Below are 17,008 nucleotides of genomic sequence, written 5' to 3' on the forward strand. Positions count from 1 at the left end.
TGTCCGCGCTATTTCCCTCGCTTTTCAACCTTTAGATTTGGGAGGTCGGGTCGCTTGGATACCACACCGGCCTCCTTCAAGGCGGTGTATCCAACCTTTTTGAGGAGCTTCTCTGTTTTGGCGCGCTCCTTGTCCAGAGCGGTATCACCTTTGACCTTGGGCATCCGTCCTCTATTTGGCCGTTGTCGTCCGCCGGTAAATGAGATTGCCGGAAATGTCCCGCAGTGTCGTGCTTTGACCCGCGGCCGAGGACTGATTGAGGCGCTTTGCCGCCCGGCAGCCTTTGGGCGGGAAGCGGACGGGCGGGCTATTCCTGCTGGAATTGACAGGGCCAATTTTCTGGCCTCGTCATGCCAGAAGGCAACTCGGTCCGGGCGTCCCCGCAAGCCATGTTGAGCTGCCACTGGGACAGACCCGCCGAATTGGATAGATCGAGGCCCTCGATACGGGTCAGAAAGAAAAAAGCGCCCTCAAAGTCTATCGGTGCGGTGAACTTCGCTCCTCGGAAGTCCGCCCGCGCGAGATTGGCAAACGAAAAGTGGCTGCCGCTGATATCGGCGTCATGGAACTGCGCACGCCCCAATTCCGCCTTTGTGAAATCAACATTGACCAGATTGGCGTTCTGGAAATTCGAGCGCTGCACTTCCGCGCCCGTAAACACAGCGCCCTGCGCGTCCATCTGGCTGAAGTCGGTCCTGTACGCCTCGATTTTGTCGAACCGGGCGCCTTTGGCGGTCGAGCCGGCCAGGGAAGCGCGCACAAGCGTTGCCTTCTCAAAATTTGCCGCAAGGAGATTGCTGTTCCTGAGGTCGGTCGAAGTGAAATCAACACCGAACAGGTTTGCCCCGCTCAGGTCCTGTCCTTCCAGGATGAGAAGCTTTTTGTCACACTCCTGCCAATTGACGCCAGGCGTCGCGGCTGCGTAGCAATCTTGAGCGGCGGTGGCGTTTTGCCAAGCCAATACAGTGCAAACCGCCAGACCCAAGCCGGATCCGCCGTAAGCTCTGGTTCGTCTCAAAGTCATTGTTGCTGGACCCCTCTGCTACTCGTCGACAATCAGCCTTACCACATCTGCTGACACTCGAGCCACGGTAACGACCACCGTCACAGTTGCGCATCAACGATCCGCCGATAGCCAGCAGCAGCTTGCGAAATTATCGAGAGGTGGGGAAAGGCTTTGACGGTAGAGTGAGTCGAGGCGCCGGACCAGGACGGGCTCACTTGCCTCGAAGTTCAGCCTGTTGGAATGGCGCGGAGGAACGAGTAGTGGTATCTAGCGAGCCGGCGGCCTTGATGTTTGACCGCTCGTCCTGCAACTCTCGTATGTCGTCCCGCAAAGTGGTGGCGCAACCGACCACTTCGTTCCGCATTGTTTAAACAGCGTATGACTCAATTACAGTCAAATTTTTTTCTGAGCTGCGAAAAGGCGGACACTAACCGTCAAAAAAAAGTTGCGCTTTTGATTTTAACGGGAAATCGCCGCAAGAAATATTTTGAGGTTTCACCAGCTATGGGATCAATCGAGCGATTTTTGGACCTTGCGGCATTCGATGGCCTACCGAACCGCCTCAAAAAGTACCGTCACCTCTTCGGTTGACCCAGTCGTTGATCGGCCGTCATACGAGCCCTATGCTGGCACGCTGGCCAGTGAAGCAGTCGTCGGCGTTTATTCGCCGGCTCAGGGATTTATGCCCACGCTTCAGGTCGAAGAAAGGCAGGGGTGTCCGTTCCAGGCTTCTTGGCAAGCGGGCTAAGATTATCCTGCCGATTGTAGCTGCCAACCAAGATGTTGTCGGTCACCTCGCTGAAAAGTACACCCAGAAATAGTCAAGCCATCAGGAGCAAATAGGTCATAAGGTGGCCTTGCGGTCCTCCTTCCCGGAGCGGTTTCGCTCGCCTGTTCAAACTCGGACGGCTGTTACCCAAAAACCGCAGTGGGTATTTTATGTGCCATTTTTGCGACATTCTATAGAATTTTGCTTGAATTCAGCGTTTTAGCGGTCACTAAATCAATAAGTGCTCCCATATTTTGCAAATTTGTGAACAATCACGGTTGAGTTGTAACGCCTGGCAATAATGGCGCAGGGGAACGTTGGGGTGGGGTGAAATGAATACGACATCTATGTCGGCGATAGGCAAGCGCCTCGGCCTGCTGACGACGGTCGCCATATTGAGTTGTGGGAATGCTCACGCGCTCACTCTCCAGGAGGCGATGGCAGTTGCGGTGGAGTCCAATCCCGAAATTGGCCAAGCGATCGAAAACCGCGAAGCAATCGAATTCGAGCTACGCCAAGCGAAGGGACTTTATCTTCCCAGCGTCGATGTCGAGGCGTCGGCGGGGGTTCGTCGTCTCGACAATTCCTCCCGGCGTTCGCTGTCCATAGAGGATGACGCGCTCTATCCGGCGGAAGCCGATGTCGTTGTCACGCAGACGCTTTATGACAGCGGCGCAAGGCGGGCGGAACTGAACCGTCAGGCGTCGCGGGTCGACGGCGCATCGTTCCGGGTGCTGGAACGGTCTGAATTCATTGGACTGTCTGTCGTCCAGGACTATCTCGAATACATGCTGCAGGCTTCGATCGTTTCAGAAGCGAAGAAGAATCTTGGCTTTCACCAGGCAATCCTCGGCGACATCCGGCAAGGTATTGCAGGCGGGGCGTTGAACGAGGCTGATCGCCAGCAGGCCGAGGAGCGGCTGTTCGCTGCCAAGGCACGTATGCAGGAGGCGACCGAAGAACTGGAGGCTTCCAAGATACGGTTCTTCAAGACGGTCGGTAAGCCGCTGACCAACGCGTCAAGGCCAGGCGATGTCTCGAGCGCGCTGCCAAGGTCGCTCGACGACGCGCTAGGGCTGGCGCGACAGAACAATCCGCGCGTCCACATGGCCAACAGCGATATCGACGCCGCCGCCTCCCTGGTGGATGCGGCGCGGGCGAAATTCGGGCCCTCCGTCATCGCCGAAGGCCGCGCCCGCGGCGGCTATGACATCGACGGCGACGATGGCGACGCTAGCGACCTGCAGGCGCGGCTGGTGCTGCGCTGGAACCTCTATCGCGGCGGCATCGACAAAGCCAACGAGCAAGAGCAGGTCCGCCGCACCAGCGAGCAGCGCCTTGTGCTGCACCAGGTTCTGCGCGAGATCGAGGAAGCCGTCCGTACGTCATGGGATCGCCGCTTCCGGCAGGCCGATCTGGCAAAGACATTGAAGCTTCAGGCTGCCGCCAACGAAAGGCTGGTGGCGTCCTATCGCGAGCAGTTCAAGGTCGGACAGCGCTCGCTGCTCGACGTGCTCGACGCGCAGAACACGCGGTTCAACACAGCTACGCTTGCCGACACCGCATCCTACGCGTCGCTTTTCGCGCAGTACCGGCTGCTGGCGGCAACCGGGCAGTTGCTGAAGACCATGAATCTTCAGCCGGCAAAACAGGCCACCGCCTATGCCAAGGCCGAGTTCAATGCGCCTGAAACGGCCGACACCGAAACGTATGCGCGCACGCCGTCGGAGCAGACGAACGATCTGCCTTTCGACATCCTCGCACCGGTAAGAAAGAAGTAGGAAGGTCAAGGACGAACGATAGTCCTGCGGGCCGATCGTGAACCCACAACCCAAAATCCTCTCCCCAAAAGAGGCGTTCAAGGCCTGCTTCTCCGCTGTTGCCGGGTACCTCGGCAGGCCGAGTTCCGAGACCGTGCTGTTTGCCGGCGTGCCGCTGTCAGACACCCGCATCGATATCGACGCCATCCGGCATCTTGCCGAACGCATCGGTCTTGAAATCACGGAATTCAGCCATCGCGACTTTCTTCGCGGACGCATCGACCTTCCCGCCATTCTGTTTCGCGTCAGCCAGTTGCCGGTTGCGCTGCTTGCCCAGACCGAGGACGGTGGATTTACGACCGCTCCCCAGGAAGACGGGCGCACGACAATTAGCAAATCCGAGTTTTCCGGAAGTTATATTAGTGGCGGCGTTTCCTTCTCGATAACCTATGCCAACGCAGTAGAGGCGATGAGCGTCGGTTCGGCGGCCAAGATCGAGCGGCGACATTGGCTGACCGGCACGATGGGGCCGTTCTGGCGCACCTATTCGAAGGTCATCCTGTCGGCGGTATTCATCAATCTGCTGGCTCTTGCCTCACCGATCTTCACCATGAACGTCTACGACAGGATCTTGCCGAACAAGGCGATATCGACGCTCTGGGTGCTGTCGATCGGGATCGGCGCGGTCATTCTGTTCGACCTGCTCTTGAAGACCGCCAGAGCGTCACTGATCGACTATGCCGGGCGCAAGGCCGATCTTCGCATCTCCTATATGCTTTTCGAGAAGGTGCTGAACTCGTCCTTGTCGGCAAGGCCCGGCTCAACCGGCGAATATGCAAATCGGGTGACCCAGTACGAGTTCGTGCGCGAGTTTTTCACGTCGAACACCATCAGCGTCTTCATCGACACAGCCTTCGTCTTCGTCTTTCTTCTTGTCATCTATGCGATAGGCGGTTGGCTGGTCGTCATACCGGCCATTGCCTTTGTCGCCTCGGTGATCGTCGGGCTGATCACGCAACGGCGCATCGGCAAACGCGTTGCCGCTTCCATGAACGAGGCTTCGCAGCGCCAGGCCCTGCTGGTGGAATCCATCTCCACGCTGGAAACGATCAAATCGCTGCGGGCAGAGGCGTACCTTCTGCGAAAATGGGCGGAGCATTCCAAGAACGCATCCAACACGTCCGAGAAGATCAAACAGCTTTCGGCTGCCGCCGGCAACATAACGCAAGCCATCCAGCAGATGGTCACCGTCGCTTTGATCGTGGCCGGCGCCTATGCCTTTTCGGAAGGGCATGTCTCGACCGGCGCCATCATCGGCACCGTCATGCTGGCGGGCCGGGCGGTGGCCCCGCTTGGGCAGATTGCGATCACCTTGTCCAGACTTCGCCAGGCGATGCTGTCCCTGCGAATGGTGAATTCGATCATGGCGCAGCCTGAGGATCGGCCGGACACGGTTGGTTTCGTCAACCGCCCCATTCGCAACGGTGCAATGGCATTCAGGAATGTCGGCTTTGTCTACCCGGGTTCCGAAAACGAAGTGCTGACCGGCCTGAATTTCTCGGTGGAGCCCGGTGAGCGGATTGGCATCATCGGCCGCATAGGCTCGGGAAAGACGACCATGGGGAGGCTGATCGGCAGGCTTTTCCTGCCGACCTCCGGCGAGCTGCTGCTGGACGGGATCGACATCCGCCAATACCACCCATCGGAGGTTCGCGCCGCGGTCGGGATCGTCGCGCAAGCCAACGATCTATTTTCCGGCACCATCAAGGAAAATCTCCTGATGGCGTGCCCGGAGGCGACCGATGAGCAGATCGTCGAGGCGGCCAAGGCTGCCGGCGTCGACGACTTCGTCTCCCGCCATCCGCGAGGCTACGACATGAATGTCGGCGAGCGCGGCACCAATCTCTCGGGCGGTCAGAGGCAGACAATGGCAATTGCCCGCCTGTTGCTGACCAAACCGAAAATCGTGTTCCTGGACGAGCCGTCCGGCTCGATGGATCTGGCTTCCGAGCGCCAGCTGATCAAGCAGCTCAAAGTGGCTTTCGATCGCAACACGACCCTGATCGTATCGACGCACCGCTTCAGCATGCTCGAGCTGGCCGACCGCCTGATCGTCATCGAGCAGGGCAAGATCGTTGCCGATGGACCGAAAGACCAAGTGATACAAGCGCTCCAGAAAACAAGCGCCTGACGAACAGAATTATGCGTGAACACAGCAGGTTGGGACGTGGTAGATGCTAGCCAGGGAAGACCGTCCGCCGCTTTTTGCGTCGGCTTCGATATTCATTATCGGAGCGCTTTTTGCGAGTTCGGTGGCCTGGGCATCCTTCGCCGAGGTCGATGAAATCGCACGCGGCGACGGCAAGATCATACCGGCGTCGAAGACCCAGATCATCCAGGCCAGCGAGCCGGGCGTGGTTCAGGAAATCGCCGTGACGATCGGTCAGGTCGTCAAGAAGAATGACCTCATCATCCGTCTCGACAACACCTTCAACACTTCCAGCCTTGGCGAGCAGCAGGCCAAGGCGCGGGCGCTGCAGACGCGCATTGCACGGCTCCAATTCGAACAGACCGGCAGCCTCGAGGGCGCGTTTCCCTGTCCGTCCGAGATCCAGAAGGTGGCGCCGGAAATCTGCGACAACGAGCAGAAGCTGCTAATCGCGCGGCGCGACAACTTCGAAGTCAAACTGTCGGTTCTAAAGTCGCGGCTCGATCAGCGTGAGAAGGAACTCGACGAAGCCAACGCCAATGCCGATCGCCTCACCAAGAACCTGGCCGTCAGCGACCAGGAGGCGAAGCTGGTCGAAGCGATGGTCAAGAAAGGCCTGATGGCGCGAACCGAGCAGCTCCGCGTCGAGCGCGAGCAGACCGAGCTCAATGGTCAGCTGACGCTTGCCGGAGAGACCATCAAGAAAGCCAGGTCTGCCATCACGGAAGCCAAGCTTCAGGTCGACGAACTTGGCCTGCAGCTGCAACAGGAAGCGCTCAGCGATCTGACGCAGGCGCTGGCCGATCTCTCGGTGGTGGACGAGACGATACGCGGTGCCACCGACAAGGTGGCGCGTACCGATATCCGTTCGCCTGTCGATGGTATCGTCAACACGCTTGACATCAACACGGTCGGCGCCTTCGTCCAGCCCGGCGCGGTCGTCGCGGGTATCGTGCCGACGTCCGAGACCCTGCTGGTCGAAGCCCGGGTCTCACCGCGGGACGTCGCCTTCATCCGGCCGGGCCAGGATGCCCTGATCAAGGTGACCGCCTATGACTTCTCGATTTTCGGCGGCATCGAAGGCAAGGTCTCGAACATCACTGCCGACAGCCTGGTCGACCAGAAGACCGGCGAACCCTATTATCAGGTCCGTGTCGCCACCGACAAATCGACGCTGACACGCGACGGCAAGACCTATTCGATCATCCCCGGCATGATCTGTTCGGTCGACATCAAGACCGGACGCAAAACGATTCTCACCTACCTTATGAAGCCGATCAACAAGGCGCGAGAGGAGGCAATGAGTGAGCGATAGCGCGGTCTCCCTTCCTGCCGATCGCGACCGGCTGCTGCCACCGCTGGCGGCAGAGGATTTCGGACTGGAGTTCCGGGTTGTGGCGCGTGGCGGCATGCGCCGCGGCATTCGTCTGGAACGGGCGTTCTGGACATCGCTGAAGCAGATGGCGGAAAGCCGCAAATGCACCATCGGCACACTGATCGAGGAAATTGCAGAGAGCCACGCCAACGCCGGAAACCTGACATCGGCAATTCGCGTAGCCTGCATGCGTGGATTGGCCGACCAAAACCTCACCTTGCAGAGGCTCGCGTCGATCAAGACCATCAGCGCCATTCTCGTCGCCTGTCCCTCGCCGGCCTTTGCCCTGGCATCGTCGAAGAAGATCCTGACCTTCAATGCGCCGTTCCAGCAACTGGTGCGGCGGCAATTGCCGGTGGCGCCGAACGAGGACGCGCGCCAGGATCTCAAGCTGGCGCTGGACCTCAATGTCGCCGACATATTCGCCAGGCTCGACGCCAATGGCGAGACGCCGGTCGCGACCGGTTTCGTCATAGGCGCCGGCGACCGCCGCTACCGCGGTCAACTGAGCGCGGTGCGGGCGCCGGTGGTCGAGCCGGAACTGCTGATGGCGTTCGTCTTCGGCGGCTAGAGCAATTCCGGGAAAAGTGTGAGCGGTTTTCGTGGAAAATTGCGTCAAACAAGAGATAGAGCGCTCAAGACTCTCTGATGGGAGCTTACGGCTGCACACCTTCACCAGGCGCGACCGTCGAAAGGCCGCCCTTGATATCGGCTATTTGAGCAGAACCGGTCTTCGCGCCATGGATCCACGCGCGATCGGTGCTGAACGAATAGAGCGGTACGTAGGTCGGCAGGTCTGTGTCGCGGGAAACTACATTGCTCAAACTGTCGAGGATGAAGACGCCGCTGCCGGTGCTGACCGACAGCACGGCATGAAAGAAACCGCGCTTGCGATCCTGCAAGACGACCAGCGACATGCTCTGCGCCGGGATGCCTGCATGCAGCAGCGCGGCCATCTTGAGGATGGCGAAATCCTCGCAGTCCCCTGCCCGCCGCTCAAGGATTTCCCGGGGCTTGGCCCAGTAGTCGAGCTTGCCGTAAACCACGCTGTCCTTCTTGTAGGCGATGGCGCGATTTATACTTGAGTTGACGAAGGACAACTTGTCGATGAAGCTCTTGTTCCCGGCTGCCTTGACTATCTCGGCAAAGGCGCTGTTCTTGCGTTCGCACGCGCTGCTCGCGGTACAGTCGACAATTGCCTTGTAGACCGGCGCCCAGCGCGCCGAAACCGGGAAATTGCGCATCGACAGGGCAACAGAACCGAACACGCCGGGAATGATCGCCGCCGTCTGGATCAGGTCGATCCCGGCGGCGGGCGGCGCTATCGAAGAACCACGCTTTTCATCAACGGCAACAGAGCTGCTGAAAATCATGCCGATCCGGTAGGCTGAAACCGGCTGCCATGGCTGCGGCCGAGCCAGCGAAACGCCGCCGAGACTAGACGGGGTTTCGACCGCCGCCAGAACTCCAGCGGCAGCGCCGGTATTCACGGTAATTGCTTTCGCGGATGATGGCTGCGGCAGGCTTGCGATCGCCATTGCCAGCAGGAGGAGCCTGAGCCCGGTTATTCCCAGGGCAGATTTTTCTTTTTTCATGACGCCCACCTCTTGACTGTGGACGGTACCAATCTTGTCTCAAATTACTGGAAAGGAAGGTGGATAAGTTTCCTTCAATCGGGAATACCTATTTTGTGTAAAACTTTATTCAAATTTATACTTCTGTTTACCAATCCAGCTCAGCCGGCGGATACCAAACGAAGCGCGGCGCGGCCAATGTATATCAGATTATATATTCCGGGTTTACCACACGTAAAAAATGCCGAGACTTGCATACCGGGATATATGAAATTGATTGCGGGACAGTTGCAAAGCAGAAGTCGTCACTGTCTCTATCCGGGAAATGCCGGAGGGGTTTGGCGATGACGACCAGTAACGATTTAGATACCGTCTCGAATTCTTGGGACGAGCACTCTTCACATGAACATGGCGGCTCGCCATCGCAGGCAGGCATCCAGGTAGCGCAGGCCGCTCAGGCGGCGCCTGCCGAGCCGGTGCCGGTCGATGTCGGCAGTGGCGCACCCGTTCAGCCGGCAGCACCCGCGGAGGCGAAAGCGCCGGCGGCAGCCGCGCCGCATGAATACGTGGCCGACGCCAGCAACATCGTGAAACTTCCGGCGGACGTCTCCATCGACAACATCAAGGTCGACGGCCACAATCTGTTGCTGGAACAGGCCGACGGTTCAGTCATCCTCATCAAGGATGGCGCGCTCAACGTGCCGACCTTCATCATCGGTGATGTCGAAGTTCCGCGCGTTGCCTTGCTGGCGGCGCTTGAAGCAAGCCATGTCGATGTCGCCTTCGGTGCCGATGGTTCCATATCGGCCGGCCCGGGCGGTTCGAACCCAAGCGCGGGCGCAGACTTCTCGGTTCCACCTGGCGGCATTGGCGACGGGTTCGGCCTTTCGGCACTGTTGCCGCCGACGGATCTGGCATTCGGCCAGCCGGATCATCGCGAGCTGTTCCCGTCTCTTATCAAGCCCAATTCCATGCCGTCGATCATCGACCTGACGCCTTCCGTCGAAGGTGGCGACACGATCGTCAATGAGAAAGGCCTGCCTGCGAGTTCCGGCTCAGAAGGCTCGGGCGAGGCGCAGGATCCTGCCCCCAGCACCGATCAGTCCGAGACCAACACCGGCACCTTTACCATCAACTCGCCCGACGGTGTCGGCTCGCTGACCATCGCCGGCCAGGTAATTTCGGGTGCCGCGCTTGCTAACAGCGGATCGACGCCGATCGAGATCACCACCACGCTTGGCACGCTGACCATCAGCGGCTACGACGCCGCCACCGGCCAGGTGAGCTACAGCTACACGCTCGCCCATAGTGCTGTTCACCCTGACCCGGGGACCGATTTCGTTTTCGACAACATGACGGTGACGGTGACCGACACCGATGGCGACACCTCGGCTCCCGGCACGCTGTCCGTCAAGATTGTGGACGACGTGCCGACGGCGCATGACGACGTTGCCACGCAGGCGACCGAGAACGCACCGGTAACGGTGAACGTGATCGCCAACGACGTGCCCGGCGCGGATGGCGTCAACATCGCCGATCCGTCTAAGGTCAGCTATGTGGTGAACTCGCTCAACGGCGGCACCGGCACGGTTGTCTACAACAATGACGGCACCTTCACCTACACGCCTACTGCCGGCGAAGAAGGAACCGTGACGTTCCAGTACCAGATAGTCGACGGCGACGGCGACGCGTCGGTGGCGACGGTGACGATCAACCTGAAGCCGGATTCCATCCCGACCATCGGTGTGACGCCTGAGAACCCCGATGCGTCCGGACACAGCGCGGCCAGCGAAGCCGGCCTTCCGCCGCATGACGGCCTGCCGGCCGGCTCGGGCGAAACCGCGGACGACAATCCCAACAACAACAGCGACACCAGCGAGACCACCACGGGCGCGCTGGCGATCACCACCGGCAACGATACGATCGGCCACCTCTATATGACCGACAAGGACAACACCCAGATCGAGGTGACCAACGGGGCCGGCGGCATTCTGGTGCACGGCCAGTATGGCGACCTGACCATCACCGGCACGCCGGCGACCGGCTACAGCTATTCCTACACGCTCAACGACAGCACCACGGGTAATGGCACGCACGACGACTTCGCCGTGAAGGTGGTCGATTCCGACGGCGACCCTGCCTCTACCACGCTGATCATCGACATCGTCAACGACGTGCCGACGGCGCATGACGACTCGGACGCAGCGCAGTCCGGCGAGAAGGTGACGGGCAATGTCGAGACCGGCGCGAGCACCCATGGTACCGGCGCGGCGGATACGGCCGGAGCGGACGGGATCGCATCGATCGCCTGGATCGGTTCGATAACGAACAGTGGCGTGACGACGGTAACGGGCGCGCATGGCGTGCTGACGGTCTTCGCCAATGGCGATTACAGCTACCAGGCCACCCCGAACACGCCGACCGGCACTGACGTCTTCAACTACACGATCACCGACGGCGACGGCGACACTTCGCCGGCGACGCTGACAATCGACGTAACCGGCAGCCAACCGCGTGTGGTGGCGGAGATTGCGGCGGTGAACGAGGCGGGCATCGACACGACGCCGCCGGCCGGCGACCTTGGCCCCGGGACGGTGGACGGCTCGCATGCGGGCGACGGCTCGGAGACGACCACAGGCAAGCTGACTTTCTCGGATCCAGACGGAGCGACGGTGACCGGTGTTCAGGCCGGCGATATCGGCAGCGACGTAAGCGGCAATGTCGGCACGAACATCAATGGCACGTACGGCATCCTGCACGTCAACGCGGATGGCACCTACACCTATACGCTGACGTCGCCGGAGGCGAATGTCCCGGCGGGTGACGACGGCGCCAATGTGCAGCCCGGGCAGGATGTGTTCACGTTCACAGTGACCGATAGCCTTGGCAATACGTCCACGTCGACCATCTCAATCAATATCACGGACGATGTTCCGACAATCTCGAACGCGGTCGTCGGCAGCTCGGTGACGCTCGACGAGACCAGCAACGGTCCGACGACGGACGGAGTGCTGAGCCCGGCGATCATGACGGCCACGAGCGCCGCGGCGATCGTGACGCTGACGTCGAACTACGGCGCCGATGGCGCCGGCACGACGACCTATGCGCTGTCGATGACGAACTCGGCCTCCGGGCTGGCCACCGCACAGGGCGACCATGCCATCACGCTGGTCCAGGTCGGCGCCACGGTGCAGGGCCAGTACACGGATGCCGGCGGCACGCACACCGCCTTCACGGTGTCGATCGCTTCGGACGGCAAGCTGACGGTGGTGCAGAACGTCGCGCTCGAACATCTGGTCGACGGCTCGACGGCCGCCGCCTATAACGACGCGCTGACCCTGGCGGGCAAGATCGCCGTGACGGCAACGGTGACGGATGCGGACGGCGACACTGCCAGCACCGGCGCCATCGATGTCGGCGGCGCGGTCACCTTCCTCGATGACGGCCCGACAATCTCGAACGCGGTCGTCGGCAGCTCGGTGACGCTCGACGAGACCAGCAACGGTCCGACGACGGACGGAGTGCTGAGCCCGGCGATCATGACGGCCACGAGCGCCGCGGCGATCGTGACGCTGACGTCGAACTACGGCGCCGATGGCGCCGGCACGACGACCTATGCGCTGTCGATGACGAACTCGGCCTCCGGGCTGGCCACCGCACAGGGCGACCATGCCATCACGCTGGTCCAGGTCGGCGCCACGGTGCAGGGCCAGTACACGGATGCCGGCGGCACGCACACCGCCTTCACGGTGTCGATCGCTTCGGACGGCAAGCTGACGGTGGTGCAGAACGTCGCGCTCGAACATCTGGTCGACGGCTCGACGGCCGCCGCCTATAACGACGCGCTGACCCTGGCGGGCAAGATCGCCGTGACGGCAACGGTGACGGATGCGGACGGCGACACTGCCAGCACCGGCGCCATCGATGTCGGCGGCGCGGTCACCTTCCTCGATGACGGCCCGACAATCTCGAACGCGGTCGTCGGCAGCTCGGTGACGCTCGACGAGACCAGCAACGGTCCGACGACGGACGGAGTGCTGAGCCCGGCGATCATGACGGCCACGAGCGCCGCGGCGATCGTGACGCTGACGTCGAACTACGGCGCCGATGGCGCCGGCACGACGACCTATGCGCTGTCCATGACGAACTCGGCCTCCGGGCTGGCCACCGCACAGGGCGACCATGCCATCACGCTGGTCCAGGTCGGCGCCACGGTGCAGGGCCAGTACACGGATGCCGGCGGCACGCACACCGCCTTCACGGTGTCGATCGCTTCGGACGGCAAGCTGACGGTGGTGCAGAACGTCGCGCTCGAACATCTGGTCGACGGCTCGACGGCCGCCGCCTATAACGACGCGCTGACCCTGGCGGGCAAGATCGCCGTGACGGCAACGGTGACGGATGCGGACGGCGACACTGCCAGCACCGGCGCCATCGATGTCGGCGGCGCGGTCACCTTCCTCGATGACGGCCCGACAATCTCGAACGCGGTCGTCGGCAGCTCGGTGACGCTCGACGAGACCAGCAACGGTCCGACGACGGACGGAGTGCTGAGCCCGGCGATCATGACGGCCACGAGCGCCGCGGCGATCGTGACGCTGACGTCGAACTACGGCGCCGATGGCGCCGGCACGACGACCTATGCGCTGTCGATGACGAACTCGGCCTCCGGGCTGGCCACCGCACAGGGCGACCATGCCATCACGCTGGTCCAAGTCGGCGCCACGGTGCAGGGCCAGTACACGGATGCCGGCGGCACGCACACCGCCTTCACGGTGTCGATCGCTTCGGACGGCAAGCTGACGGTGGTGCAGAACGTCGCGCTCGAACATCTGGTCGACGGCTCGACGGCCGCCGCCTATAACGACGCGCTGACCCTGGCGGGCAAGATCGCCGTGACGGCAACGGTGACGGATGCGGACGGCGACACTGCCAGCACCGGCGCCATCGATGTCGGCGGCGCGGTCACCTTCCTCGATGACGGCCCGACAATCTCGAACGCGGTCGTCGGCAGCTCGGTGACGCTCGACGAGACCAGCAACGGTCCGACGACGGACGGAGTGCTGAGCCCGGCGATCATGACGGCCACGAGCGCCGCGGCGATCGTGACGCTGACGTCGAACTACGGCGCCGATGGCGCCGGCACGACGACCTATGCGCTGTCGATGACGAACTCGGCCTCCGGGCTGGCCACCGCACAGGGCGACCATGCCATCACGCTGGTCCAGGTCGGCGCCACGGTGCAGGGCCAGTACACGGATGCCGGCGGCACGCACACCGCCTTCACGGTGTCGATCGCTTCGGACGGCAAGCTGACGGTGGTGCAGAACGTCGCGCTCGAACATCTGGTCGACGGCTCGACGGCCGCCGCCTATAACGACGCGCTGACCCTGGCGGGCAAGATCGCCGTGACGGCAACGGTGACGGATGCGGACGGCGACACTGCCAGCACCGGCGCCATCGATGTCGGCGGCGCGGTCACCTTCCTCGATGACGGCCCGACAATCTCGAACGCGGTCGTCGGCAGCTCGGTGACGCTCGACGAGACCAGCAACGGTCCGACGACGGACGGAGTGCTGAGCCCGGCGATCATGACGGCCACGAGCGCCGCGGCGATCGTGACGCTGACGTCGAACTACGGCGCCGATGGCGCCGGCACGACGACCTATGCGCTGTCCATGACGAACTCGGCCTCCGGGCTGGCCACCGCACAGGGCGACCATGCCATCACGCTGGTCCAGGTCGGCGCCACGGTGCAGGGCCAGTACACGGATGCCGGCGGCACGCACACCGCCTTCACGGTGTCGATCGCTTCGGACGGCAAGCTGACGGTGGTGCAGAACGTCGCGCTCGAACATCTGGTCGACGGCTCGACGGCCGCCGCCTATAACGACGCGCTGACCCTGGCGGGCAAGATCGCCGTGACGGCAACGGTGACGGATGCGGACGGCGACACTGCCAGCACCGGCGCCATCGATGTCGGCGGCGCGGTCACCTTCCTCGATGACGGCCCGACAATCTCGAACGCGGTCGTCGGCAGCTCGGTGACGCTCGACGAGACCAGCAACGGTCCGACGACGGACGGAGTGCTGAGCCCGGCGATCATGACGGCCACGAGCGCCGCGGCGATCGTGACGCTGACGTCGAACTACGGCGCCGATGGCGCCGGCACGACGACCTATGCGCTGTCGATGACGAACTCGGCCTCCGGGCTGGCCACCGCACAGGGCGACCATGCCATCACGCTGGTCCAAGTCGGCGCCACGGTGCAGGGCCAGTACACGGATGCCGGCGGCACGCACACCGCCTTCACGGTGTCGATCGCTTCGGACGGCAAGCTGACGGTGGTGCAGAACGTCGCGCTCGAACATCTGGTCGACGGCTCGACGGCCGCCGCCTATAACGACGCGCTGACCCTGGCGGGCAAGATCGCCGTGACGGCAACGGTGACGGATGCGGACGGCGACACTGCCAGCACCGGCGCCATCGATGTCGGCGGCGCGGTCACCTTCCTCGATGACGGCCCGACGGCAGTCGCGCCGGATTATGCAGTGGTGGCGAACGCAGCAGGCAATCCGGTGACGTTTGCCCTGGACGTAGACCATTCGTTGTCCACCAACTATGCAGCGGACGGCGCCGGCACGGCGATTTTCGCGGCGTCTCTCGATGGCGCGGATAGCGGCCTGACTTCGGGCGGCGCGCACATCATCTACGACGTGTCCCCGGATGGTCATACGCTCTATGGAAATGCTAACGGCGTGGCGGTGTTCACGGTCACGCTCGACCCCCAGCATGCCAACTATACTGTTGATATGGACGGAACCGTTGACAGTCTGACGCAGGTGACTTTCTCCAACGGCAGCTACGATTTCGACGGCGGCAATGGCGCGTGGGCCGGTTTCGTGCCGACCGGTCAGAAAGACTCGGGTACCCCGGTCAATGATAATTCAAGCGATGTGCTTTTCACGCCTTTCGGCACCGGCACGACCATCAACGGCAACGCGAACTCCTTCGGTGCCGGCGGCGGCGCCGGCGGGCAGAACATTGGCGCGCTCGAAGGCGTCCGGGTCGACTTCGTCCAGGATTTGACCGGCAACCCGATGGGAGCTGGCGGCTATGGCGACCCCACAAACCGCGATCACGTGTTCGACAATCACTATACTGCCAACGGCGCCACCTTCACCTTTGGCGACGGGAATACCGACACCGTACTTCAGATCACTGCCAAGGACGACAACACCACGACGGGCACCGACAACAACAAGATAGTCGGCGACGGCGTGCTCGATTCTGTCTCGTCGGTCGCGATCTCGTATGACGGGGAGACGCAGGTCGTCAGTCTCGCTGACATCGGCACCGCCGCAACGGTATATACCGTGGGCAATCCCGGCGGGCTGACGGACAGAACCTACACGGTTCAATTCGTTGATGTGGATCCCACCGCCGCAGTTCATTATGCCGTCCAGGTAACAGGCATAATGGACGACCATGTTTCCGTCGCAACGTTCACGGCCGACGGCTACAACAGCCTGGAATTGTTGAACAAGAGCGGCGACGATTTCGCCATTACCGGATTTGGCGCAGCCGTTCAGAGCACCAACCCCGTCAACTTCAACCTGCCGATCCAGATCGTGGACGGGGACGGGGACTTGGCGACAAGTCTGATCGGCGTGACCCTGAGCGGGAACACGATTGCGGATCACTCGGCGGACGCTGCCGGCGCTTCGCATATCTACACGTCGACGGCGGCGGCGGCCGATATCATCGGGTCTGCTTTCGACGACACCATAACCGGCAACGATGTCGGCAACATGCTGTATGGCGGAGCCGGAGCCGACAATTTGAGCGGAGCCGGCGGCAACGACACGCTCGTCGGCGGCGCTAGCAACGATACGCTGAATGGCGGGACCGGCAACGACCTCCTCGTCGGCGGCGCCGGCCAGGACACGCTGACGGGCGGCACCGGCGCCGACACGTTCCGGCTCGACCATCTCAACATCAAGGATCTGATCGCCGACTACAACGGCGCCGAAGGCGACAAGATCGACCTGTCGTCGCTGTTCGAGACGGCGGCGGGAGGCACCATCGCCGACTACGTGCACTATGACGCCGGCACGAAGATGCTGAGTGTCGACACCAACGGTACGGCCAGCGGGCCCAATTTCGTGGACGTGGCGCAACTTACGAACACGCCTGCCGCCGGAACGATCAACGTTCTCTACGACGACTCGAACCACGCGCAGCACACGGCCACGATTTAGCACTTATGCGTGGCCGTACTCTCATGCTACATATTAGCGAAACATAAAACCGCA

Annotated in this window: 7 protein-coding genes; 5 read left to right on the plus strand and 2 right to left on the minus strand. The window is 61.9% G+C overall.

The window, feature by feature from the left end; genetic code table 11:
• Nucleotides 1–307: 307 nt before the first annotated feature.
• Complete coding sequence (locus NKK52_RS15860; protein WP_023681073.1) at nucleotides 308–1,024, minus strand: pentapeptide repeat-containing protein; 717 nt, start codon at nucleotides 1,022–1,024, stop codon at nucleotides 308–310.
• Between the two features lie 1,083 nt (nucleotides 1,025–2,107).
• Between NKK52_RS15860 and NKK52_RS15865 the strand changes: the two genes are divergently transcribed.
• The 4 genes from NKK52_RS15865 to NKK52_RS15880 are packed head-to-tail and all read left to right on the plus strand — an operon-like array spanning nucleotide 2,108 to nucleotide 7,690.
• Entirely contained in the window at nucleotides 2,108–3,556 is a 1,449-nt protein-coding gene (locus NKK52_RS15865) for a TolC family protein (RefSeq protein WP_023681072.1), read from the plus strand.
• A gap of 37 nt (nucleotides 3,557–3,593) precedes the next feature.
• On the plus strand, nucleotides 3,594–5,726 hold the full coding sequence (locus tag NKK52_RS15870; RefSeq protein ID WP_023681071.1) for a type I secretion system permease/ATPase: 2,133 nt from the start codon (nucleotides 3,594–3,596) through the stop codon (nucleotides 5,724–5,726).
• 43 nt (nucleotides 5,727–5,769) lie between these two features.
• Nucleotides 5,770–7,059, plus strand: a complete 1,290-nt coding sequence (locus tag NKK52_RS15875; protein ID WP_023681070.1) for an HlyD family type I secretion periplasmic adaptor subunit — start codon at nucleotides 5,770–5,772, stop codon at nucleotides 7,057–7,059.
• Nucleotides 7,049–7,690 carry a ribbon-helix-helix domain-containing protein gene (locus tag NKK52_RS15880; protein ID WP_023681069.1) on the plus strand — a complete coding sequence of 214 codons (642 nt, stop codon included), beginning with the start codon at nucleotides 7,049–7,051 and terminating at the stop codon, nucleotides 7,688–7,690. The genes NKK52_RS15875 and NKK52_RS15880 overlap by 11 nt, the downstream gene beginning before the upstream one ends.
• An 85-nt stretch (nucleotides 7,691–7,775) precedes the next feature.
• Here the strand turns inward: NKK52_RS15880 and NKK52_RS15885 are convergent, their stop codons facing one another.
• Nucleotides 7,776–8,714 carry a transglutaminase-like cysteine peptidase gene (locus tag NKK52_RS15885; protein ID WP_023681068.1) on the minus strand — a complete coding sequence of 313 codons (939 nt, stop codon included), beginning with the start codon at nucleotides 8,712–8,714 and terminating at the stop codon, nucleotides 7,776–7,778.
• 323 nt (nucleotides 8,715–9,037) lie between these two features.
• Here NKK52_RS15885 and NKK52_RS15890 point away from each other — a divergent pair, with 323 nt between their 5' ends.
• The gene (locus NKK52_RS15890; protein ID WP_352629325.1) at nucleotides 9,038–16,954 is read left to right on the plus strand and encodes a DUF5801 repeats-in-toxin domain-containing protein; all 7,917 of its coding nucleotides are present in this window, start codon (nucleotides 9,038–9,040) and stop codon (nucleotides 16,952–16,954) included.
• Nucleotides 16,955–17,008: the final 54 nt, after the last annotated feature.

Source organism: Mesorhizobium sp. C277A (assembly GCF_040324395.1).
GTDB lineage: Bacteria > Pseudomonadota > Alphaproteobacteria > Rhizobiales > Rhizobiaceae > Mesorhizobium.

Coding starts and splice junctions, on each gene's coding strand:
- NKK52_RS15875 (WP_023681070.1), top strand. CDS start 5,770: ATGCTAGCCAGGGAAGACCGTCCGCCGCTTTTTGCGTCGGCTTCGATA.
- NKK52_RS15885 (WP_023681068.1), bottom strand. CDS start 8,714: ATGAAAAAAGAAAAATCTGCCCTGGGAATAACCGGGCTCAGGCTCCTC.
- NKK52_RS15860 (WP_023681073.1), bottom strand. CDS start 1,024: ATGACTTTGAGACGAACCAGAGCTTACGGCGGATCCGGCTTGGGTCTG.
- NKK52_RS15865 (WP_023681072.1), top strand. CDS start 2,108: ATGAATACGACATCTATGTCGGCGATAGGCAAGCGCCTCGGCCTGCTG.
- NKK52_RS15890 (WP_352629325.1), top strand. CDS start 9,038: ATGACGACCAGTAACGATTTAGATACCGTCTCGAATTCTTGGGACGAG.